The following is a 23,369-nucleotide window of genomic DNA, read 5'->3' as shown; positions in this document are numbered from 1 at the left end:
GTAACGTTAATAAAACAGCGCATCTCCTCTCTCAAGGAAACACGCTGTGTAGGGAATCGTTTTAATTTACTACATCGTTTGGTTTAACTGAGTGGCTCATCCCTTTTCTACTCATTCATAATGGAATTGAGGGATGCGTATGCCATGGGCAGGAAACCTTCCGAAGGTTCACCAATAGGTGCTTGGATGTGGAAAATGAAACCATTGCCGTCCAGTTCTTTCACAATAAAATACTCTGTCTTCTTATCATTCTGGGACATCATGTACAATCTTGCATCCTTCATCGGGCCGTTGCTGAGTTGTTCAGCCGTCAATTGCTTCACTTCTCCGGTCTCGGATAACTCTTCCTTGGCATCCATCTTCAACATATCCAGGTTAAAATCCGCAGGCAGCTTCTCAATCTCTACCTCATAATCCGGATCAATCTTCATTGTTAATTCATGGTCTTCAGCGTCAAAAGCCATCGGTTCAAACACATAAAGTGAATACCCTTTCGCTTGTGCCAGTGTCACTGGGCGTTTCTCGGTCATTCCTTCTACCGTCACTTCCAGCTCTGATGTCTTCGGACGATCGGACGTTACCGTACCGCCTGCATTGGAACCATTGTTGTCATCACTCGATTCAATCTTTGCAATCTCTGTAAGTACCAACTGTTTCGTTGTTGCATCAATCGTTTTCTCTACATATTTGAAACGAACGGAATCTTCGTCATCGATATCATCCAGAGACTTTTGCAGATCTTCGCTCACCTGGAATGACATCGGCTTCTCATTCACTCGAATCTCAACGGTATGCGGATCAGCCCATCCAGTCAGAATACCTTCTGCTTCTATTGCAGCACTTTCATTTGGTTGTTGCTCCGGTGCTGGTGACTGTTCTTCCGTATTATTCACTGGTGGCTGTGCAGCAGGATTACTGTTCCCACAGGCCACAAGCGAGAATCCCATAAGTAAAACCAGGAGTGATGCACTGACTTTCATTGTATTTCTTTTTCGCATATGAACACCTCCGTTAGCTTATACGCAATGATGCTTGTCCATGTTGCTTCTCATCCATTGGCTTGGCTGTATACTAGTACTTACACGGGAGACAGGCAGCTCAATCATGCAAAATGTCTGAACGATTATTGTAGTCCTCTACCTAGCTAGCCTGATCCATCTGTACCAGTTTGGCATTGGCTCCGTTAAATGCTTTGGTCTGGAGGTTAAATTGCTTTCGGAATTCAGCAAGCTTCGCATATTCGCTATTCCGTACCCGAATGGCTCGCTTAATCTTAACCAGATTAGGTTCTGCACTTTCTCTCATCAGATCATACAACTGCTCATCGGCACTCAGACTCAACTGATACGAGGCAACAAAATTTTCCAATGCACGTGCTCTTGCTTCATATTGATCCAGCACCTTTTCAGCCTGTGCCAACGTTTCTTCTTTTTCAAATGATAGTTCCTTAAGGGAACTGCGCAGGGCCACCGTCTTCTCGTTGGTCTGTTTCATGGCCTCTTCCGCCTGTTTCAACAACGTTCTTCGTTCATAAATATGATCTGCTGCTTGATCCAGCAGTGCTTCGAGATCACTGTTTTTGTTCTTGCCTTTGTCTAAAATAGACTTGTATAACTTCATATCTTCCTGCTCATGACTGGTCAGCGTCTTCAAACTCTGATCGATCTCCTGGCCGCTGAGCACCAATTGGTTTATCTGATTTGCCGCAGGCTCCTGCGGATCTCCACAACCACTCGCCAGCAGAATTAGCAATACACTAACTGCCGCAAGCGCCACTTTTTTACTCGTTAGCACCAAAGTCCTTCCTCTCTTGCATCATCTTGTTGTTCTATTACAAACGGGTATCTCCGCTAAAATTGGCTACCCAGTGTGCATCCGGATCGTATACTTCGAACTCGTAACCCCGATCTTCGAGTAACTTCAGAATGCGTGGTAAAGCCTGCACCGTCTGCTCCCGCTCATGCATCAGAATCACTTCCTTATCCCGATGTACACTTTTGCTCACGCGGGCCACAATCTTGTCCGGCTGACCGGGAAGATTCCAATCGAGTGAATCTGTCGTCCAGTCCCACAGTTTGAACCCGGCCGCAGCAATGTCACCTCTGAACTTTTCACCGATCTGTGGACTGCTGCCATAAGGTGCACGAATAAGATGAGGCGTAAAACCAATCAGGTCCTGCACCATCTTCTGCTCTTTCTTGAACTCTTTCACAAAGTTTGTGGAGTTTCCACTCTTATACAGCTTTTTATAGTTATGCGTCATGCTGTGGAGTCCAGGGTAACTGCCTTCTTTCAACAGCCGTTTCACTGCTGCCGGATGCTGATTCAACTGTCGTCCGATCATGAAAAAGGTAGCCTTTGCCTCATGCTGCTTCAATATATCCAGCAGTTGTTCCGTATATTCAGTTGGCCCATCATCGAACGTTATGTATGCCAATTTGCGAACCTGACCCTGGAACCGTGCCGGCTCCTCCTTCGCATCCGGAGTAACTTGTATCATGCCAAGCTTGGCGGGCTGTTCTATTACAGTAATCGGAGGCGGCGCCACAACGCTTTTGATCCAATGCGTCATGCCAAGGAATACATATGTAATACCGGTAACAAACAGTACCAGGAGCATTAGAGCTATGCTTACCCTTCCATACCGGATTTTTCTTCGTTTATGTGTTTTCGTGCGACTTGTGCTAGGCGGAATACTGCCACGTTCTCCCGCTCTCTCTTGTTGAACTCTCACTGTCATGCCACTTCCTTACTTTCATTTTTTCCCGATTATTGGTATATTATCTCGTTTCATGTCTCTATATAGAAGATTAATAGAAAAATGGATCGGGAGAATGACAGAATAGTTACAAGCCCGGTTACAATCTACTTATCTCTTCGTTCTCTTTATCTTTCCTACGGTTACCTTCTCCTGTATAATGAAGTGATTTACGCTATTAGACTTCAAGAAGGAGCTACACCCATGACAAGTTTGAACCGTGCCGGCAGATCCATCTATCTGTTATTCTTTGTCGGCATTATCGCCATTTCTTTTTCTTCGATCTTTGTACGTTGGTCTACCGCAGATGTTGCGGTCATTGCCATGTACCGTCTATTTCTGACCAATCTGCTAATGCTGCCTTTTGTCTGGAAATACAGACATGAGATGATGCGGCTGAGCTTACGACAGTGGGGCTTGCTGCTTGCATCCGGTGTGATGCTGGCCCTTCATTTCCTGCTCTGGATGGGTTCACTGCGGCTCACCAGTGTTGCCAGTTCCACAGTTATTCTCGCGCTGGAGCCTATACTGATTCTTGCCGGTTCGGTATGGCTGTTCAAAGCCAAAATTAACCGCATGATGATCATCGGCATGGGCATCGCCCTGTTTGGATCAATCGTCATTGGCGCAGGAGATTTCCAGTTGGCAGGTACTGCTCTGCAAGGTGATATCCTGTCTTTACTTGGCACAATTGCAGTCGCTGTCCATATGTTGCTGGGTCAATTTTTGCGAGCGGGGCTTAGTGCATTTTCTTATAACTTCTGGGTGTTCTTCGTGGCTGCTTGCACGCTGGCGGTATATAATCTGATCATGGGCCATCCGTTCGGAGGTTACGCTGCGTCAGAGTGGGGAATCTTCCTGCTGCTCGCCATTGTGCCAACGATCTTTGGACATTATCTCTTCAACTGGCTACTTCAATATATGAATGCCACAACGGTATCCATGGGCGTACTTGGGGAACCCGTATTCTCTTCCTTACTGGCCTGGATGCTGCTCGGCGAATCCCTCAGTGCTTTACAGATGTCTGCCGGGGTGGTCATTATATTCGGGGTATGGATCTTCATTCGATATGGCAAAACCAAACCTCAACCCATTCCCGCCGATGCTCCTATCGCTGGCAAAGGACCTGTTGAACCTACAACGGTATAACGTATTCATTCGTAATGCATAGTTATACACGAATCTACCACTCTCATAAGGCGGTGTATTTTCATGAAAAATATTGTATCCATGCGCTGGCTGCTCGCCAGAATGTATGAACCGGATGTGGTCATTGCAGATTGCCGATTCTTGCTCGGTCAACCGGAGGCTGGAAGACAAGCCTATGAAGCTGGACATATTCCAGGAGCTGTCTATCTCGATTTGGAAAAAGATCTGTCCTCTCCTGTGTCTGCGCACGGAGGGCGTCACCCGCTTCCTGATCCGGCTGTGCTCGCAAGTCGTCTGTCCAAAGCTGGCATCGGCTCCAATAGTCGTATTGTTGCTTATGACGATCAAGGCGGGATGAATGCATCTCGGCTATGGTGGCTGCTTCGCTATATCGGTCATGAACAGGTGTATATCATGGACGAAGGTTTCTCCGCTTGGAAAAACGCCAAATTCCCAGTGACCGCGGATGTGCCAGTTCAGATCCCGGCTTCTTTTGAGGTGAATGTGCAGCCAGCCATGCTGGCAAGTGTTGAGGATGTTCAGCAGGCTTCGGCCAGTGGCAGTGCCGTGCTAATTGACTCCCGTGATGCTCGCCGCTATGCGGGTCTGGAGGAACCGATTGATGCCAAGGCTGGACATATTCCAGGTGCGGTGAATTATTTTTGGAAAGATGTGTTGGATTGGGATGGACGTTGGACAGATACTGGGGTGTTAGAAGAGCGTTTCAGTAAACTGGACAAGGATGGTGCGATCATCGTGTATTGCGGCTCCGGCATCTCTGCTTGCCCGAACGTGATTGCGCTGGAAGAAGCGGGGTATACGAATGTGAAGTTGTATTCCGGAAGTTGGAGCGACTGGATTAGTTATGATGAGAATCCGGTGGCTACAGGTAATGCGGAAGAGCACAAAGACGTATAGCAGTGTATCGATGTTGAATACATCGCCAGGTGGCTTATCTGCCCCGGCGATGTATTTTTCTATGTTCGGAGTCAACATCGAGTTAACAACACCACCCTGTAAGTATTTACAAGCGTACAGAAGTAGACATCAAGTGGTAGCTTTTTTTTGATTCATGATAACAGAAAAAACCGTGATGGACATCTGTCCACCACGGTTGAATAATGAAATCTATTATTGCTTTTTACTTAACGATACATTTGCTGTTAACATCTTGTCGATCGTCGTCCAGTTTACATAAGCACCTAGTATTTCATTAATAACAGAAACCGGAACTACGGTTTCGCCATTTAAAAGCTTTGGTACGTTACTATTGAACACTAGTTTATCGTTAATTGAATAAACATCTGAACCAATTTGAGCACTTATATTTTTCGTACCTAATTTGATTTGCGTTGTACGCGTCTTATTATCCCACACTACTGTACCGCCCAATAGCTCGGAAATTGTTCGAATCGGTACGTAGAACTCATTGTTATGAACAACCGGTTTGATTAACGTACCACCTACGTTCATTGCAACGTCAACATATTCAAGGAAATCGGTTTTTCGAATGAGTCCATGAACCCCTTTAGTTCGGTCTACGACCTGAGATACTTCATAGTCCGTTGCGGCCGATAGGTAAGCATAAGCTACACTTCTATCCATATCAAGCTTATCAGATAAGAATTGAATCGATTCACGTACTGATTCTTTCATTGCTTCATCCAAATCAGGGTCCAGTCCAATTGGAATCCAATAATCCTCTGTTTCAGCAAAGGGTTGCGTGAATTCTCCACGATGTGGTAGTGATGGATCACCTTTCTTTAACACCGTTAACCGAACTGTCCCCCTTAAGGAAGCTTCCAATGCAGTTAACGCTACTTCTCCATCTCCTTGAGCAAAGTGTGGATCTCCAGTATAGAATAGCCCGCCTTTAACTTGAATCGGATAATAAATAGTTGCACCAACACCCAACTCATTAATATGGACCTATGTCAAAAAAGTAGACACTACGCTGCGGATTTGTCCGTAAATTTCATCGCAAAACGAGCAGGGGAAAGATACCCTAGCGCGCCATGCATTCGCTTGCGGTTGTAATAGAACTCAATGTACTGGTAGATGGCAGTATAAGCCTCTTCCGGTGTCTTAAAACGAGGGTTGCAGTAAATGAGTTCCTTCTTTAAAATACTGTGCCACGACTCAATACAGGCGTTATCATAACAGTTTCCTCGGCGGCTCATGCTTGATTCCATTCCGTATGATTTTAGTTGCTCCACGTATTCTTTTGACGTGTATTGAGAGCCGCGATCCGAGTGATGGAGTAATCCCGGAGCGGGGCGTTTGGCCTTGTAAGCTTCCTCCAGTGCACCCATCACCAAACTGGTTTCCATATGGTTATATAGACGCCAGCCTACAATTTCACGTGTGCACAAATCCAGAACGCTGGCCAGATATAGACGACCTCCTCGGCAAGGAATGTAGGTGATGTCGGTAACCCATACCGTATTCGGTTTGGACGTTTTAAATTGCTGATTCAGCGTATTTGGCGCAAGGGGATGGTCGTGTTTGGAATCCGTCGTCTGAACGCGATATTTGGGCATGACCACAGAACGTAGATTCATTTGACGCATGTATATACTGACGGTACGGGAAGAGATTCGCAACCCTTCTAAATGGAGCAGATACGTAATTTTAGGGCTTCCACACCGCATCTGGTGGTCGTAAAAATGATACCGAATACGCTTCATGACCTCGTCTTTGCGGTTCTGCCGCTTGCTGGTTCGGTCCATTCGCCATCTGTAATATCCGCTCCGTGATACTTGAAAGGTTCTGCACATCTTCTCCAAAGAAAACTCGGAGCGATGATCTTCCACAAACTGAAATCTTAGCTCTTTGGTTTGCTGAAGATGTGCACTGCTTTTTTTACAATCGCCAGTTCTTCTTGTGTATCCGCAAGCGTGTGCTCTTTCTCTTGAAGCAACCGGCGCATCTCTTGAAGCTCTGCTTCCAGTTCCTTCACTCGATCTACACTGGCAACAGGCTCATGTTTTAGTTCGCGGTACTTACTCATCCATTGGTGCAACGTACTTTTTGGAATGTTGAGTTCTTCTGCCAAATCTCCAAGTGTCTTCGTCTGCTCTTGAATGAATTTGACCGTTTGTTTCTTGAATTCTTCGTTATATCGTTGCCGCTGTTCTCCCATGTGGACACCTCCGTTAGTCTTATTATCCTTCCGTCCGTTAACGGGTGTCCACTTTTTATTCTAGCTCCACCAGAGACGTTATTTCGTCAAATTGGTCCATTTTTAAGGTGTTGACACCGTTTTATGACGGAATAGCGTTACTGAGGTTCGTTAAACCTTGTAGTCTTTCATAATCCACCATTTAAGATGCGCTAGATTCGTTAACGCTTGAAACGAGGGGGAATTGATAGGAGTGAAGTCCCTCCTGCCTTGGCATAGTTATATGGCGAATATCCATCATTTTAATAGATGCCTTGTTCCATAATAAACGATGTTCATTGAAATGTAAGATGGCTTCCCAGCTCCTTAAAATCATTGGTCATATATTAGTCAACAGAGAGTCAACTTGCATGCAAAATAGGGGCCAGATCACCCACTAACGTGAGTACCCAACCCCTTGCTTTGATGTACATATGAATATACAGACCTTAATCAACACTTTAACAGATCAAAAAGAAACAGTCTATATTTTTGGGAAAATGTTCTATATATTTAGGTTGCTGGCCGGCAAAATACAGTTGAAACGGAGCATAAGTCGATGATGTCCAACAACCATCTTACTCGTGAGGAATTACAAGATTATGTGCACAAAGTATTTGGTGCCATGACAGATATAAGGAATAATGACGAAAGGCTGCTTGAGAAACTTTACGAATTGGAAGCAGCCATTCAACCCAGAGATCTCTATAGTTTCATTCATGGAGAGTTAGGTCCGGATCATATATGGATAGATCATGCTATGCAACCATGCCTTATTGATATTGAGGGCGCAGGATTCTTCGATCTCGAACATGAGCATAGCTTTCTGGAGTTTCGATTTGGAGACTTTTATCATTACTTAAAAAATAACGATCTCGACCCGGAGCGGATGACATTTTATCGATTTTGCCATCATTTGTCCTTGATATCAGGAGGACTGAAACTGCTTCATAGACAATTCCCCGATCAGCAATTCGCAAGAGGCCTCGCGGAGTATCATGCCAGATGTGCAATTCAGATGCTTACCCAAAAAATTTAATTATCCCGCTCAATCAAACTGTGATAAGACTATAAACATGAATATGGAGACAACCCTGAAAGGAGATTTGAGCATGGAGTTTATTCACGAAGATGAAAAACTTGCAGTGAACGTTATTCAAGCCATTCACACTGGAGATATTCCAACGTTAGAGCAACTGCTGGCAGAGAATCCGGGATTGGCAAAGATAGGAATATTGGAAAGAAAGCCTGACAACGTAGATACAGATTCTAGTATCTCACGAACGCTGCTACACGTGGTGACTGATTGGCCGGGGCACTTCCCTAATGGAGCGGATACCGTGCAAGTATTGACCAAGTTCGGTGCGGAAGTGAACGCTCCTTTTGTCGGTCCAAATATTGAAACACCTTTGCATTGGGCTGCAAGCTCCAATGATGTTCAAGTGCTTGATGCCCTTCTTGATGCTGGCGCAGACCTTGAAGCGCCTGGCGCGGTGATCGCCGGTGGCACGCCGCTGGACGATGCTATTGCTTTTGCACAATGGGATGCAGCACGGCGCTTGGTTGAGCGCGGCGCGATCTTTGCCCTTTGGCATGCGGCCGCCCTTGGAGATATTCACGCCATACAAGAACATTTTAAAGGGGCCCAACTCCCGGGACGTTATCCTTGGGGAACAAGCACCTCCCCTTCTCCTCCCGATGCAGTAACCGTTGCCTTCTGGTGTGCTTGCCATGGAGGTCAAAGAGAAACAGCCGAATGCCTGCTTGACCAAGGCGCCGAACTGAACTGGATTGCCAGCTGGGATGGAATGACTCCACTGGACACAGCAAAACGCAATTTTTCAGCTGAACTGATCCCGTGGCTTGAAAGTCAAGGTGCCAAATCCGCTAGCGAGATTCACATGTAGATGAATGGCTAGCATGGAATTGCCAATCGCCTGTGGCTGCGAATACAGTTATGAGGAGAATCCGGTGGCTACTGGGGAAGTGTAGAAGACTCCAACAAATAACACAACGAAAAGGACATCGCCACTTGAGCGATGTCCTTTTCGTTGTGGAGTGACCCTAGAACCGTGAGAGGCGACAAGGGGCTAATTCATTTCTTGATTTGCCATCAATAATTTCACTTGCAGCCAGATTCGCAATCAGCGGCGCCAGCGTAATTGCAGAATGCATTAGCGTCAGATAAAGTCCATTCATGTGATCATGGAAGCCCACAATCGGATAACCGTCTTCAGGCATGGGTCTCCATCCAACTTTTATGCTCTCCAGTTCCAGTTGATTTCCGTGCTTGAGACTGCGACGCAATGTGTCGTAAGCTCGCTTACCGACCGCCTGTGGTCCATTTGCCTCCGACTCGTCGATATAGTCTTCCGCAGCCAGCAACGTATAATCTGTCAGTTGACGCGCTTCAAATTGCGCATTGGAGATTAATGTGTGTATCAGTTTATTAGCAGTTTTCATCCGAATCAGAATCGAAGGTGACGAAGTTACCGGCACGTGACAACCTAACGGGTTACAAAGTTCGGGTGTACCTGTTCCTGCGGCCAATACCACAACATCCGACTCCACAAAACCCTTGGATGTATGAACACCAACCAGACGGGAACCCTCTTGCTTCAGCTGTGTAACGTTGGTGTCGAACTGAATCTTTGCTCCGTACTCTTGCGCTTTGCTCAACAACAGCTCCGTTACCGCTATAGGGTCCACCGCACCTTCTTCGCTGACAAACATGGCTTCATCCGGATAATCCTTCAGATTGGGCTCCAATGCCTCAAGCTGCTCCCGGTTTAATTTTTGAAAGTGTTGCTCCCTTAGAGGCGGAGTGTCCCAAGTTAGCGCGCCATGCCAATGAATTTTCAGTTCGGACAACTCTTGCTGAAGAATGTGATATTCTTCCACAGCTGCATCGTACAAATGCCAGTATTCAGGTGCCACTCTATGCGTCGTATGTATCCAGGCAAATGATTTTTCCGTGACTTCACGCGCCGCGGATGAGTGCCGTTCAATAACAGTTACATCTTGATTTCGTTTGGCTAGGTGATAGGCCATACACGCCCCAACAATCCCTGCACCAATGATCACAATTTTTTGTTTATTCAAAACTAACTCTCCCTTGTCACCCTATCACCCCAAGGAATCGATTTTCCGAGGTTCGGATGGGTGTGCTCCTTTTTCGTCTTCTTCGCTGTACAGCTTCTCCATATGCTGCATATGGCCGGCTCCCCAGTCGCTCATTGTCTGGAGCACAGGTTTCATGAGCTGTCCGTACTCCGTAATCGAGTATTCGACCTTAGGCGGAATTTGGGCATATACTTCCCGATGCACAATATCGTGATACTCCAGTTCTTTTAACTGCTGGGTCAGCATCTTTTTCGAAATATCTGGAATGGCTTTTTGTAATTCGCTGAACCGCATTGTACCGTTGCTCAGTAGTCGTAAAAGAATCAAAGATTTCCATTTACCCGTAAGGATATCCAAGGCCGTTCCGAATTTGCAATATACCGTCATTCTTATTCCTCACTTTCTGACCATACGCGGGTATACTTTTGGTTACCTGGTTAGGTTTAAGTGCCTACTTCCAGATTGGGCCTTCTCACTTTAGTATAGAGGCAGATATTAAAATCGAGCAAGTGAGGGGATCAGAAAAGATGAGTGTAACGTTATGGATCGTACAACTTATATTGGCGCTAGGTTTCATATATTCAGGATGGATGAAAACCATTCGTATCGAGTCGTCAAAAAAGACCTGGGCCTGGGTCAATGATGTGCCAAAAAGTCTAGTTATTTTGATCGGTATCGCGGAGCTACTCGGAGCGCTGGGCCTTGTTTTGCCTTGGGCACTGAACATCACTCCAGTGCTTACGCCGATCGCCGCAATCGCTTTGGCTGTTGTCACAATGCTTGGAATGCTGTTTCATATTCGGCGTAAAGAGTACCGGGAGCTTGGCGTGAATATCTTTTTTATAGTTCTGGCATTGATCATAGCCTTTGGAAGACTATAAAGGAAACGGGGAACGTTTTGGAAAGTGACAAAAAGCCACTAATATTATTATATAATAACCTCACCACATAAAAGGCTGGCTTCAACAGCTCATGGAAGGAAGACAACTCTCTATTGAAAGCAACCTTGAATGTACAAGAACACATACTCATCTGGAATTGTGCATCGCTCAAAATCATGGATGTACGACATATTGTCATACAGGCCGACGAGTGCGTACGTCCTTACCTGTTCCCTGCCAGCGCCTTTTTGTACGTAACGAATGGCAATGCAACCGTGATCTTAGACGGAAATGAGCATGCTACCAAACCATTTTATATGCTTCATGGGGGCAAAAACACCCGTCTGGAAATCATCCCAACGGACGAATCCTTTCATTATTACCTGATTCTCTATAAAGCCTCCTTACCGCTGCCTGGCAATCAGCATACACTTCAACAACCGGATCAACCATTGCCATTCCACCTCCAGTACGGTTTTATTCCATACCATCCTGCCATCCTCTACGAAATCACTGAGCGAATGCTAGGCGAGTGGAATAGACCGGGACGCTTGGAGCGACTCCATACCAAAACACTATTCTATCAATTTGTATATGAATTGCTCAGACAACTGGATCAACAGCAGGTAAGCATTGTTAGGCCTAACCTTGCTTCTCAGCTTATTCGCTATATGCAGGAGCACTACGCCCAGCCGCTGACGCGGGAAACCCTCGCTCGTACATTCCATTACAGCGTCCCTTATCTGTCCAAGTACTTCCGACGTGAAACTGGCGCAAGTCTAATCGATTACTTAATCGGTATTAGGATGAACAAAGCAGTAACACTGCTGCAAAAGACCAAGTTATCTCTGCAAGAAGTCGCTGCAAGCGTCGGATATGCTGATGTATCCTATTTTATAAGAATGTTTAAAAAGCATACGGGAGTGACACCAAAGCAATTCAAGGATGAGTCCGGACAAGTGACGAGAGGTTCTTATCGTCCTATCCTTAGGCTTCGATCATCCATTGCTCCGCGTAAACTCCGTCGTTATATTGATATCAGAGATGATAATCATTATCAACATAGCGAAAAAGGAGATTTACGGATGTATAGAAGCAAACTACCTGTAGGAATTACCCTACTGTTGTGCCTAACTCTATTGGTTAGCGCATGTTCCAGGCCAGCAAACACGAATGGAAGCACTGGCAGTACGCAAAGTCCAACTGTAGGTGCAGAGAGTAATATCAGTAACACCACAAACGGAAGCTCGGAGATGGTAACCTATTCTGCGGTTAACGGTGAAGTACAAATCCCAAAAAAACCTCAAAGGGTCGTAATGGTTGCAGGAGCCTTTACTGGTCATTTGCTAGCTCTTGACCTTAAGCCTGTTGGAACTGGTGATGAGTCCTTTAACAGTTATACAGAAGGAAAGCTCGATGACGTTGTCAACATCGGTAACGATGTACCCTACGAGAAAATCATGGAGTTGCAGCCGGATTTAATTGTCGTTTGGAATGACCCTGAAACGATCGAAAAGCTGTCCAAAATTGCACCGACCGTCGCTGTTGAATATGGAGTACCTCTGCGGCAGCAATTGATGGATTTTGGCAAGATGACTGGTAGAGAAGAGCAAGCGAAGGCCTGGATCGCAGAGTGGGACGCTAAAATCGCTGAATATAAACCACTCGTGGAGCAAGCAGTAGGTAATCACACGGTTTCGATTTTTGATACGGGAAGTGCCAAAGAATTTTATGCCTACGGGAGCTTTGGTAGAGGTGGAGATATTATTTATGGCGAGTTCGGCCTGAAGGCACCGCCGATCATTCAGAAGGAAGCCATCGATAGCGGCAAAGGTTGGGCCAAGTTATCACTTGAATTGTTACCACAATATGCAGGAGATTATATCTTTATTAGTGGATGGACAGGTGATGAGAGTGGGGATTCCGTTTTTGATGGTCCTATCTGGGATAACCTCCCTGCTGTCCAGAATAATCACGTTTATCGTGAGGAAAGCCGTGGCTTCGTGTTTAGTGACCCAATTTCGTTGGAAGCCCAACTTAAATTTGTGGTAGACAGCCTAACCAAAACGGAGTGAAATTGAGTAGACCACGGTATGTACGAGGCGAGGAGCAATCCTCGCCTTTTTATGTTTTTGTATAGTTCTTATCTTTCATTTGAAGAGAGTTTGAAAACAAAAGCACACACATAAACAGGGACCTCTCACCATGTTGGCAAGGGTCCCTGTCTTTAAACTTGTTATATAGCCCATTTTCCGTTAAGTGATGGTAAGGCCGCCGCTTGCATATCCGGCTATGGATGTAGCCACATCAATTCCGGCTGTTACTGATGCTGAGAACACCATAAGCAGGCGGTCACCAGCAGATACCGGAATACTCAGTCCTGTAGTCACTCCGCTGGATATTGTGCCCAGTGCCAAAACGCCGGTCAGTGGAGGAGCTAAGGTTACCAATGCACCCGGTACAGCCGTAAAGGAGTTATTAGGTGTAGTGGAACGGAATAATTGTGCAGTTATGGTTACTGTAGATCCAACCAGACTAAGTCCTGCTGTCGTGCTGAAATAAGCGGCCAGTGAAGTAATCGTTCCTGCACGCGATGCCGAGAAAGCAAAGTTAAGCAATGTGCCTGCAGCGCCTGTGAGATCAATAATTCCTCCGTTAACACTTACTCCGGTAGCACTGTTGCCAAAACCAACTAAACTGGAAGTATTCAAAAGTCCACCCAAAACTGTAGTCAACGCAACTGGAAGTCCTGATGCATAAGGAATAATTGTTCCAGAACCTGTCGCACCCGTAGCCCCGGTTGTACCAGCTGTGCCTGTCGCTCCGGTTACACCCGTTGTACCTGGTGTGCCTGTTGCTCCCGTTGCTCCCGTTACTCCCGTTGTACCTGGTGCGCCTGTTGCTCCGGTTACACCCGTTGTACCTGCTGTGCCTGTTGCTCCCGTTACTCCCGTTGTACCTGGTGCGCCTGTTTCTCCTGTTGCTCCTGTTGTACCTGGTGCGCCTGTCGCTCCTGTTACACCCGTTGTCCCTGCCGCGCCTGTTGCTCCCGTTACTCCGGTTGTACCTGCTGTGCCTGTCGCTCCTGTTACCCCCGTTGTACCTGCTGTGCCTGTTGCTCCGGTTGCTCCGGTTGCTCCTGTTGTACCTGGTGCGCCTGTCGCTCCGGTTACACCCGTTGTACCTGCTGTGCCTGTTGCTCCGGTTACTCCCGTTGTACCTGGTGCGCCTGTCGCTCCCGTTACTCCGGTCGTCCCTGCTGTGCCTGTTGCTCCGGTTACACCCGTTGTACCTTGTGCGCCTGTTGCTCCCGTAGCCCCGGTTGCACCTGTGACTCCCGTGATACTTGGGATTTCACCCAGCAATTCGGAAGAAACCAAACGATGGGCTGTTACCAAAGCGCCTGTGCTGCTCTTACCCCATACGGATACTTGAACAGGATCATTAACCACCGCTGGTGTTGAAAAAGTAAACTCGAAGGCATCAAAATTAGCATAATAGTTGTTGGTTATTACTTGATTGGGTGCGATGTCAAAAGACTCACTGACATACAGTACTCTTATTCCACTTTCCATGTAATACCCTTGTATTTGTACGGTTGAGGCTGTGACATTACTGCGGTTATCAATTCTGACAGTAACTGTCTGAGTTGGTCTTACACCGCTAACAGCATTATTTTCAATCGGCCCTGTTGATAAAAAACTCATCGCTACATCTCCTTTTTTGAGTAGATTTTATCTTTTAGCTGTTCTTGACTGTTTTTTCGTGCTCTACAACACGATGTGCATCAACCAATTGTCCGGACGCTTGTTTGCCCCACACTGAAATCCCTACTTCCTCCACACCTTCCACATCTGTTCCAAAAACAAACTCAAAAGCATCTAAATCTGCAAAATAATTTCTGGTCACTGCTTCATTAGGGGCAATATTGATTACTTCACTCACATACAGCGTTCTTGTTGTGCTTAATACATAACCCTGAATGGACACTGTTACAGAATCCACCTCAGCCCGACTTACCAATCTAATCGTTACCTGTTGGGTCGGTCTAACCCCGGAAACCGGATTGTTTTCAATCGGCCCAGTTGACAAAATAGCCATTTTCCCATCCCACCTTTTATGAACCTCTGACTCTAGCAGTATTTGGCATAAGCTCACTAGATAGTAATATTCAAACACTCAACCAACGGTGTGGACAAAACACAGGGGGCAATCCACCATTATCACTTAACAACCTTTTACGCTCAGGGCTTTAGCTATACAAAAACTGGGATATGTACAACAAAGAGAAAAAATTATGCAATGTCAAAGTTGGTCAGCAAGTAAGAGTAGATTTTGTTATATGACCAGAATCGATTCCAGAAAAAAACGAAATGACCGTTCCCCCGGTAGATTCCAGGGAAACGGTCGCAGCTTAAGACGTCTTTTTCTCGTATCTAATTGTTGGCCGGGTAAAGCTTTGCTTGAAAGTGTAGTTTTATAGAATACGAGATAGTATTTTACCATCAAGCCCAATGTTAAACACATAGAATAATAATGGTCTTCTTCATCCTCTACTAAAAATAGAAAAAGATTGTATTATCTTAAAATTGTGATATGATATCGTCAAGTTAATAAACATTTAAAAGAAAATATGAAAAATAATTACATTTAAATGTGACCAAACCTCTTTCTTCGCCAAATTTCAGTGTTCTAATCCATTTTATTGAAAGCGATTACAAAAAGAAACCTGACAGATTATAGCTTTTCTAATCGCACCCACAGATGCAGGCTTACTTCGGGTTATAGCCACTCCCCTTGCTGCCGTGACCACGTACCCGGTGCACAGGTCGTCTGGCTTAAACCATATATAACAACATGAAGACTTAACCTAACAGCCAACCTAACCATTATTTCAAGAAGGGGGTGACATGAGGGAAATCTCTTCGTTTTTCGGCATTTCATCATCACTGTTATTCTGAATTTCAGCTAACCAACCAATCCAATCTCATGGAGGCGAAACGTATGATTCGTAAACCGCTAGTTTTGTTGTTGTCGTGTCTGCTAATCTTTGTCATCCTGCCCGTTGAATCGAGCCATGCAGCCAATTCAGCCGTTGCCAAACTTCCTGGAAACTCTAATCCCCTCATCGATCATAAACTGGGAGCAGACCCTTATGTGCTCGTCCATAACAATCGGGTCTATGTCTACATGACAGGTGATGCATATCTGTACAACAGTGACGGCTCTGTCCGAGAGAACCAGTACAGCACGATCGGGAAAATTAACGTCATCTCCTCAGCTGACATGGTGAACTGGACAGACCATGGTTCCATCCCGGTAGCGGGTGCGAATAATGCCAATAATGGACAAGGGATTGCCAAATGGGCTACCCAGTCCTGGGCTCCTGCCATGGCGAAGAAAACCATTGCCGGTAAAGAAAAGTTTTTCCTGTATTTTGCCAACTCGGGTGGAGGTATTGGTGTGCTCACGGCCGATTCCCCCATTGGACCCTGGTCCGATCCACTTGGTCGTGCCCTCCTGACTCACAGTACACCGGGTATGTCCGGCGTAACCTGGCTCTTTGATCCGGCTGTACTTGTCGATGATGATGGCTCTGCTTATTTGTATGCTGGAGGCGGCATTCCAAACGATACCAACGCTGCTTCTATTGCCAATCCCAAAACAGCTCGGGTCATTCGTCTCGGTGCCGACATGACCAGTGTGGTGGGCAGTGCTGTGACTATTGACTCTCCTTATATGTTCGAAGATTCCGGCATCCACAAGTATAACGGCAAATATTATTACTCCTACTGCATCAACTTCGCGGGAACACATCCCACTGCCTATCCAAAAGGTGAGATCGGATACATGGTCAGCGACAGCCCGATGGGGCCTTTCACGTATAAAGGACACTTTCTGAAAAATCCCGGCACGTTCTTCGGCGTAGGCGGCAATAACCACCATGCCGTGTTCCAGTTCAACAACGAATGGTATGTGGCGTACCATGCGCAAACGGTGAGTCGAGCATTCCTCGGTGAAGGCAAAGGATACCGTTCCACACATATCAACAAACTGACACATAATGCGGATGGAACAATCCAGGAAGTTCAGGGGAATATGACAGGTGTACCTCAGATCACTAACCTCAACCCGTATGTCCGGGTGGAAGCCGAAACCATTGGCTGGCAAGCAGGAATTAACACTGAACCGAGTCAAGCGAGTGGTGGACCTGTAGCCAATCAGAATGTCACTAATATTCATAACGGGGATTGGATCGCGGTGGGCAATGTTGATTTTGGCTCAGCTGGAGCCTCCAAGTTCAAGGCCAATGTCGCTTCTACCGGAAATGGCAACATCGAGGTTCGACTGGACAGTCCGACAGGCCCACTAGTTGGAACACTTAACGTAAGTTCAACTGGCGGTTCGCAAACTTGGCGCGAGATGGAGACCAATGTTACCAACGCTACAGGGATACATCGTTTGTATCTGGTGTTTACAGGCTCGGGCAATGGAAATCTGTTCAAACTGGACTACTGGCAATTCACATCCGGTTCGGGCGGCAATCCTAATCCTAATCCCAATCCAAACGTTACCCGTTACGAAGCCGAGAATATGACGCTTGGCGGCCAATACGCTGGTGTGATCAGTTCCCCTTTTAATGGAGTCGCTCTTTACGGGAACAATGATTATGCAGCATACAATCAATATTTTGCATTCCCAACTCATCAATTCTCTGTCCGTGGCGCTTCCAACAACAACAATAATACAGCTCGTGTTGATCTGGTCATCGGGGGTGTAACCGCTGGTTCTTTCTACTTCACGGGAACGGAGCCGACCGTTCAAACCCTCACCGGCATCACTCATGCTACAGGCAATCAGGAAATAAAGCTGGTCGTAACAACGGATAATGGCACTTGGGATGCTTACATTGATTATCTGGAGTACTCGCTTTAATTCATAGGACATGTTCAATTGGGAGGATAGAATATGTGGAAAAAAATCAGTGCTCTTCTACTCGCTCTTCCTTTGCTTATAACATCATTCCCTTTGACAAGTCCTGCTGCTTCAGCCGCAACGTTCAGCAATCCGGTTATTTACGCGGATGTTCCTGACAGTGACGTCATTCGGGTGGGCAATGCATTTTATATGACAAGCACAACGATGCATATGAATCCTGGAGTACCCGTCATGAAGTCTTATGATCTGGTCAACTGGAGCATCGTAAACTATGTATACGATACGCTTGGGAACGGGGACATACAGAACCTGAACAATGGACAAAACGAGTATGGGCGTGGTTCCTGGGCGAGCAGCTTGCGGTACAACAACGGTATATATTACGTGGCCTTTGGCTCACTTTCCACGGGCAAGACGTATATTTACCAAACCAGCAATATTGAAACAGGGCCATGGACACCTTACACATTGAACAGTTATTACCATGACCCCTCCCTTTTGTTTGACGGGAATCGAACCTTTCTTGTTCATGGCAGTGATAACATCAGTATCGTTGAGCTGACACCTGATGCCAAGGCCGTTAAATCCGGCGGGCTCAATCAGGTCCTGATTCCAAACGCGAGCAGTGTAGCCGGCTCCAACATGATTGTAAAGGCAGAAGGAGCACACATTCAGAAGATCAATGGCATGTACTATGTATTCCTGATTGCCTGGCCTTCGGGTGATGGTCGCATTCAGCTTGCCTATCGTGCAAACACATTGACAGGTCCATACACAGGTAAAGTTGTACTCAGAGACTCGGGAATCGCCCAAGGAGGCATCGTGGATACCTCATCCGGCGCTTGGTACGGCTTGCTGTTTCGTGATAGCGGGGCCATTGGACGCATCCCCTATCTCGTTCCTGTGACGTGGTCGGATAACTGGCCTGTGTTTGGGGTGAACGGCAAGGTTCCCCTTAACATGAATATGCCCGTTGAAGGTCAGCCTGCTGCCAAAATCCACGGGTCCGATGAGTTCAATGCAACCACATCAGGCACACCCTCAGTAACGCAACTGTTAGTGAACGGCGGCTTTGAGCAAAGCAGCATTCAGCCGTGGACCAGCAACAATACGGCGAACATCACCGTAACAAATGCCGAAGCATTCAGCGGTACAAAAAGCCTGCTCGTCAGCGGCAGACAGCAGACAGCAGGCGGAGCCAAACAGATGGTTACAGGCAAGCTGGTACCCGGAGGAACTTACTCTTTTTCGGCAAAGATCAAATACACTACTGGTCCTGCAACCAAAGCGTTCAATCTTAGCATCCAGAACGGTGCAAGTTATACCGGAATTACCATTATGGGCAGTGCGACGTTAACCCGTGGACAGTGGGGTACCATTCAAGGTACGTATACCGTTCCGTCGAATGCAGACCTGTCCCAAAGCTTTATTTTTGTGGAAACACCGTATAACTCGAATCCGGACCCGACCAATGATTTGATGGCGTTTTATGTAGATGACGTCTCCCTGACGAACAATTCATCTTCTGGTACATCCAGTCTCGCTACTTTCTGGCAGTGGAATCATAACCCTGATGCTGCCAACTGGTCCTTGCTCCAGCGGCCCGGTTTCATGCGGTTAACCACAGGCAAAATCAGCAAAAACCTGTTAGAAGCTCGCAACACGTCCCAAAAGCACAGGGATGACCGCTTTGGATACAGTAGGCATGAAGGATGGTGATTATGCTGGACTCGCTGCTTTTCAGGCCAGATATGGTTTTGTCGGCGTAAAAATGACGGGCAGCACCAAATCCATCGTTATGTCTAATGCCAGTTCCGGCACCATGACCGAAGTAGCAACTGTGCCATTAAACCAGAACAGAATCTATCTCCGCGTCATCTGTGATTTTACGAACCAAACCGACAAAGCCTACTTTGCTTATAGCCTGAATGGCAGCAACTGGACAACCATTGGCAATACACTTCAAATGTCTTACACCCTGCCACACTTTATGGGATACCGGTTTGCACTATTCTATTATGCAACGAAGTCTACTGGAGGATATGCAGATTTTGATTATTTCCGCGTAGAATAAATGTGGTTTTATTCGGTTATTAATTTTTCGGTTATTAATTAGGACTTGGACTTCACCATGTGTGAGCCAGGTCCTTTTCAGTACATTTGAAGAGAGTCACCTTTTATCCTCAAAAATCTCGGAACTGTTTTATATAGCGCATGTATTCTTCAGCACTTCGGTTAATCTCTTCATCCGTAGCCTGGAACGAGGCACCATAGACTGCATAATGCGGCAGCGCCTGAACCCCTACATGATTCATGCTTGCTACGAAAGGTGCAACAAGTTCCTCTACGCTATAACCGATAGAACCATCTTTCGCATAATTCTCCTGCTTATCCCCTATGGACATCGCCAGTCCCATCCGCTTTCCCTTCAATCGATTTCCTTTCGATCCGTACGCCCATCCATGAGTGAACACGTCATCAAACCATTTTTTTAGCAGCGGTGGGTAACTGTACCAATATAACGGGAACTGCAACATCATATGATCATGTGTCTCCAACAACTCTTGTTCTCGGGAAACATCAATCTTCCAATCGGGGTAGGCCGAATATAATTCGTGAAGAACAATATCATCTGTATGCTGCAACAACTCCTCCTTCCAGCGACGATTGACTCTTGAACTTTCGATATCGGGATGTGCCAGAATAACAAGTGTTTTCATCATAAGTTCCTTTCTTCCCATCCAGGGTGTTGGTTTCTTTAATTGAATATGGACCATTATCAGTCACATCCAGTCAAAAGAAAATACACACAATGAAGTAATATGGTTACCTCAAAGTGTGTATGGACTTCAATGTCAGATCCGTGAGAAAATAAATAGTTACACCCTATATAACACGTAAAATTTAACTTGAGGTGAATCAGGATGAAACAATACAATCTGGGCATTGAAGCGACGCTTGAAATTATAGGTGGCAAGTGGAAAGCCTTGATCATCTGTTTATTGATGTCCGGGGTCAAGAGAACGGGCGAATTAGGGCGTAGCATCCCGGGCATTTCGCAAAAAGTACTGATTCAACAATTGCGCGAGCTGGAGCGGGACGGCCTTGTCACCAGACATGTCTACCAACAGATGCCTCCCAAAGTGGAATACGGACTTACAGAATATGGCGTTACCGCCAACACCATCGTGGATGTCATGTGTGCTTGGGGGAGGGACAATATTACTCTCAGGCAACAACGGGGCGAAGATATCGTATTGTTGGAGAACAAAAATCCCGAATCTTGATACGGATGAAGTATACCTCATGTAAACTTCATGTTCCATATATCACCTTTATAGTAAGATATAGATTAATGTAAATAATATTAATTTCTAATCGATAAGGAGGGCTATATTTGAAAAATATAATTGTCTTTGGTGCAAGCAAGGGATTAGGCGATGCATTTGTCAGAGGCGTGCCACAATCCGGTGATAGGGTCTGGGTGGTCTCCCGCAGCAAGCCGGAAAGTCTGTCCGTGGAGGATGGCGTCGAGCGAATATGGATTCAAGCTGATCTTTCCGAGCTTCAGGCCGCAGAGCAAGTTGCCAGCCAACTTCAAGGCGAGACGTTGGATGTGCTCATTTATAACGTGGGGATCTGGGAAAAGGAAGGATTTGAAGAGCACTACACGTTTGATAAGGATGAACCCGCAGATATCAGTCAGCTGATCCATGTGAATGTGACTTCTACAATTGTATGTATACAGGCTTTACTGCCTCAACTCCGCCAGTCTGAAGCAGGGAAGATCATCCTGATCGGTTCAACAGCCGGTTTGAGCAATGCAGGCAGCAGCCAGGTTTCTTTTGTCGCCTCCAAATTTGCCATACGGGGTATTACGGAAGCTCTAAGAGAGCATACGAGAAATGACCGCATCGCGGTGACATGCATCAATCCGGGAGAACTGGCCGCAGAAATCCCGTATGAAGACGGGATGGAACGTGCACTGGCCGAGTATGATGGGACCCGCATTCCCCTGCAGGATATGGTCGCCATCGTTCGATGTATCATCAGCTTGTCCAAAGCGGCCTGCGTGAAAGAGATCAACATGCCCGCCTTAACGGATACGAACACCTAGATAGAAACCCGTTTACATTAATACATGCGACAAGTGCGCAATACCTATAGAATTCAGGCGTTCATGCTCAGGGACATTTTCATATAACAAATGGGATTTTCCGGCCTTGTCCAGTTGATCACGCATAGCTGCAATCCGTCCTTTATTAACATCAATAAAACGAAAATCGATTTGGCGCAAATGCTCCAGCCCGGTTAGTCCAGCAAACGAATCCGCTTTGAGCGCCGTATTAATCTCTTTCAGTTCAATAGACTCCAAAGCACGGGCTGTCCATAGATGTGTGGTATCCCGCAACGATTTCATATAGTCCAGTTCGAGCTGTCTGAGAGAGGTCAGATGGGAAAAGTCGCATAAATGCTCCAGCTTGGGCAAGGACAGATGCAGATATTCCAGCCCGCGCATCTGTTCGAGTCCCTGAATACTCGTCAGTTTGCGAACAGAGCTTAGCTTCAACATTGAGATGGTCGACTGTGTCAATGCATCCAGTCCCCCTTTTAACTCACAGTGATCCAGAGACAGATACTGAAGCATGGGCAGTTCCGCTAACACATCAACACTTTCGACCGTGCAGTTCAGAATGAGCGTATGCAGTTGGAGGCATGCCGCAATGGAAGCAAATCCGTTGAATTTGCCACGCAGTTCAAGAAAGGTCAATCGTTTGTAGTGTTTAATAAAATCGAGCACGGTCGCCTTTGCAGGTGAATTCAATCTTAGAAACTGCAGTTGCTCCATCGCACCCAGAATCGTCAAATCCTGTGCTTGCGAAAGATCAAGCTGCAAGGCAGACACATGTTTCAACTGTGCCACTCGCCCCAGAAATCCGGATGAATATACCCCTTTAGGGTCCATATGTGATATGTGTAGGATCAGATCGGACCGGGCAAAGAATACTTTGGCATCGAGCTCGGCAAGGTCCTCGTATGTATCCGCGCCAACGCGAAAATGAACCGTTGCTCTGCGGCGCAACAGATGCACCGCCTGGTGCATCTTTTCGGCATTCCATGGAGCCCCCTGTATTGATGCATGCCATAACTCACTCACAGATAATCCCCCTTTTCAAACATAGTTCCAATTCATTCCATTATAAACAAGATCGCCTGGATGAACCACCACCGATCCCCGATTTTTCATTCCTTCTTCTTTTTCATCCCTCCCCTTTCATCCTTCTCATACTCATGCCTTTCCTTTCCGTTGCTTTCAGGATTATTCGACAGAAATCTACATAAAACTATTGATCATACC

General features: G+C 46.3%; 20 protein-coding genes and 2 pseudogenes. 10 read left to right on the top strand and 12 right to left on the bottom strand.

Features of this window, described 5'->3' with window-relative positions:
- Positions 1-107: 107 nt before the first annotated feature.
- The 3 genes from QF041_RS29150 to QF041_RS29140 form a co-directional block, all read right to left on the bottom strand.
- A complete protein-coding gene (locus tag QF041_RS29150) occupies positions 108-998 on the bottom strand; it encodes a hypothetical protein (protein ID WP_307416635.1) in 891 nt (296 codons plus the stop codon).
- A 142-nt stretch (positions 999-1,140) separates the two neighbouring features.
- On the bottom strand, positions 1,141-1,794 hold the full coding sequence (locus QF041_RS29145) for a YkyA family protein (RefSeq protein WP_307416634.1): 654 nt from the start codon (positions 1,792-1,794) through the stop codon (positions 1,141-1,143).
- A 37-nt stretch (positions 1,795-1,831) separates the two neighbouring features.
- Positions 1,832-2,734, bottom strand: a complete 903-nt coding sequence (locus QF041_RS29140; protein WP_307416633.1) for a polysaccharide deacetylase family protein — start codon at positions 2,732-2,734, stop codon at positions 1,832-1,834.
- Positions 2,735-2,962: 228 nt separating this feature from the next.
- Here QF041_RS29140 and QF041_RS29135 point away from each other — a divergent pair, with 228 nt between their 5' ends.
- The gene (locus tag QF041_RS29135; RefSeq protein ID WP_307416632.1) at positions 2,963-3,907 is read left to right on the top strand and encodes a DMT family transporter; all 945 of its coding nucleotides are present in this window, start codon (positions 2,963-2,965) and stop codon (positions 3,905-3,907) included.
- Between the two features lie 63 nt (positions 3,908-3,970).
- Positions 3,971-4,825, top strand: a complete 855-nt coding sequence (locus QF041_RS29130) for a sulfurtransferase (RefSeq protein ID WP_307416631.1) — start codon at positions 3,971-3,973, stop codon at positions 4,823-4,825.
- A 213-nt stretch (positions 4,826-5,038) separates the two neighbouring features.
- Here QF041_RS29130 and QF041_RS29125 read toward each other — a convergent pair whose 3' ends face one another.
- The 3 genes from QF041_RS29125 to QF041_RS29115 are packed head-to-tail and all read right to left on the bottom strand — an operon-like array spanning position 5,039 to position 7,049.
- Positions 5,039-5,821: a stalk domain-containing protein gene (locus QF041_RS29125; RefSeq protein ID WP_307416630.1), complete on the bottom strand. Its 783-nt coding sequence runs from the start codon at positions 5,819-5,821 to the stop codon at positions 5,039-5,041.
- A gap of 35 nt (positions 5,822-5,856) precedes the next feature.
- A complete protein-coding gene (locus QF041_RS29120) occupies positions 5,857-6,720 on the bottom strand; it encodes an IS3 family transposase (protein ID WP_307412643.1) in 864 nt (287 codons plus the stop codon).
- A gap of 11 nt (positions 6,721-6,731) precedes the next feature.
- Entirely contained in the window at positions 6,732-7,049 is a 318-nt protein-coding gene (locus QF041_RS29115; RefSeq protein WP_036673079.1) for a transposase, read from the bottom strand.
- A 673-nt stretch (positions 7,050-7,722) separates the two neighbouring features.
- On the opposite strand from QF041_RS29115, the pseudogene QF041_RS29110 reads away from it, so the two are divergent.
- A pseudogene (locus tag QF041_RS29110) lies at positions 7,723-8,106 on the top strand (protein kinase family protein); the annotation flags it as partial.
- 73 nt (positions 8,107-8,179) lie between these two features.
- Positions 8,180-8,974: an ankyrin repeat domain-containing protein gene (locus QF041_RS29105; protein ID WP_307416629.1), complete on the top strand. Its 795-nt coding sequence runs from the start codon at positions 8,180-8,182 to the stop codon at positions 8,972-8,974.
- A gap of 157 nt (positions 8,975-9,131) precedes the next feature.
- Here QF041_RS29105 and QF041_RS29100 read toward each other — a convergent pair whose 3' ends face one another.
- Both QF041_RS29100 and QF041_RS29095 read right to left on the bottom strand, forming a co-directional pair.
- Positions 9,132-10,169: an NAD(P)/FAD-dependent oxidoreductase gene (locus QF041_RS29100; RefSeq protein ID WP_307416628.1), complete on the bottom strand. Its 1,038-nt coding sequence runs from the start codon at positions 10,167-10,169 to the stop codon at positions 9,132-9,134.
- A gap of 24 nt (positions 10,170-10,193) precedes the next feature.
- Complete coding sequence (locus tag QF041_RS29095) at positions 10,194-10,577, bottom strand: winged helix-turn-helix transcriptional regulator (protein ID WP_076254337.1); 384 nt, start codon at positions 10,575-10,577, stop codon at positions 10,194-10,196.
- A 140-nt stretch (positions 10,578-10,717) separates the two neighbouring features.
- On the opposite strand from QF041_RS29095, the gene QF041_RS29090 reads away from it, so the two are divergent.
- Entirely contained in the window at positions 10,718-11,071 is a 354-nt protein-coding gene (locus QF041_RS29090; RefSeq protein ID WP_307416627.1) for a DoxX family protein, read from the top strand.
- A gap of 113 nt (positions 11,072-11,184) precedes the next feature.
- Positions 11,185-13,146 (top strand): AraC family transcriptional regulator, encoded by a 1,962-nt coding sequence (locus tag QF041_RS29085; protein ID WP_307416625.1) that lies wholly within the window; start codon positions 11,185-11,187, stop codon positions 13,144-13,146.
- Positions 13,147-13,326: 180 nt separating this feature from the next.
- Here the strand turns inward: QF041_RS29085 and QF041_RS29080 are convergent, their stop codons facing one another.
- On the bottom strand, positions 13,327-14,778 hold the full coding sequence (locus tag QF041_RS29080) for an exosporium glycoprotein BclB-related protein (RefSeq protein ID WP_307416624.1): 1,452 nt from the start codon (positions 14,776-14,778) through the stop codon (positions 13,327-13,329).
- A 34-nt stretch (positions 14,779-14,812) separates the two neighbouring features.
- Positions 14,813-15,172 carry a hypothetical protein gene (locus QF041_RS29075; RefSeq protein ID WP_307416623.1) on the bottom strand — a complete coding sequence of 120 codons (360 nt, stop codon included), beginning with the start codon at positions 15,170-15,172 and terminating at the stop codon, positions 14,813-14,815.
- 903 nt (positions 15,173-16,075) lie between these two features.
- Here QF041_RS29075 and QF041_RS29070 point away from each other — a divergent pair.
- Together QF041_RS29070 and QF041_RS29065 are read left to right on the top strand one after the other, a co-directional pair.
- The gene (locus QF041_RS29070; RefSeq protein ID WP_307416622.1) at positions 16,076-18,007 is read left to right on the top strand and encodes a carbohydrate-binding protein; all 1,932 of its coding nucleotides are present in this window, start codon (positions 16,076-16,078) and stop codon (positions 18,005-18,007) included.
- A 33-nt stretch (positions 18,008-18,040) separates the two neighbouring features.
- Positions 18,041-20,084 (top strand): annotated as a pseudogene (locus QF041_RS29065) (beta-xylosidase family glycoside hydrolase).
- A gap of 109 nt (positions 20,085-20,193) precedes the next feature.
- Here QF041_RS29065 and QF041_RS29055 read toward each other — a convergent pair.
- Positions 20,194-20,730 carry an NAD(P)H-dependent oxidoreductase gene (locus QF041_RS29055; protein ID WP_307417079.1) on the bottom strand — a complete coding sequence of 179 codons (537 nt, stop codon included), beginning with the start codon at positions 20,728-20,730 and terminating at the stop codon, positions 20,194-20,196.
- A gap of 204 nt (positions 20,731-20,934) precedes the next feature.
- Between QF041_RS29055 and QF041_RS29050 the strand changes: the two genes are divergently transcribed.
- Complete coding sequence (locus tag QF041_RS29050) at positions 20,935-21,297, top strand: winged helix-turn-helix transcriptional regulator (RefSeq protein WP_307416619.1); 363 nt, start codon at positions 20,935-20,937, stop codon at positions 21,295-21,297.
- 110 nt (positions 21,298-21,407) lie between these two features.
- Positions 21,408-22,127, top strand: a complete 720-nt coding sequence (locus QF041_RS29045; RefSeq protein WP_307416618.1) for an SDR family oxidoreductase — start codon at positions 21,408-21,410, stop codon at positions 22,125-22,127.
- A gap of 12 nt (positions 22,128-22,139) precedes the next feature.
- Here QF041_RS29045 and QF041_RS29040 read toward each other — a convergent pair whose 3' ends face one another.
- Positions 22,140-23,168, bottom strand: a complete 1,029-nt coding sequence (locus QF041_RS29040) for a leucine-rich repeat domain-containing protein (RefSeq protein ID WP_307416617.1) — start codon at positions 23,166-23,168, stop codon at positions 22,140-22,142.
- Positions 23,169-23,369: the final 201 nt, after the last annotated feature.

The sequence above is a fragment of the Paenibacillus sp. W2I17 genome (assembly GCF_030815985.1).
Classification (GTDB): Bacteria; Bacillota; Bacilli; order Paenibacillales; family Paenibacillaceae; genus Paenibacillus.
Note: the sequence above shows the minus strand (reverse complement) of the source record. Positions and strands in the feature narration are given on the sequence as shown.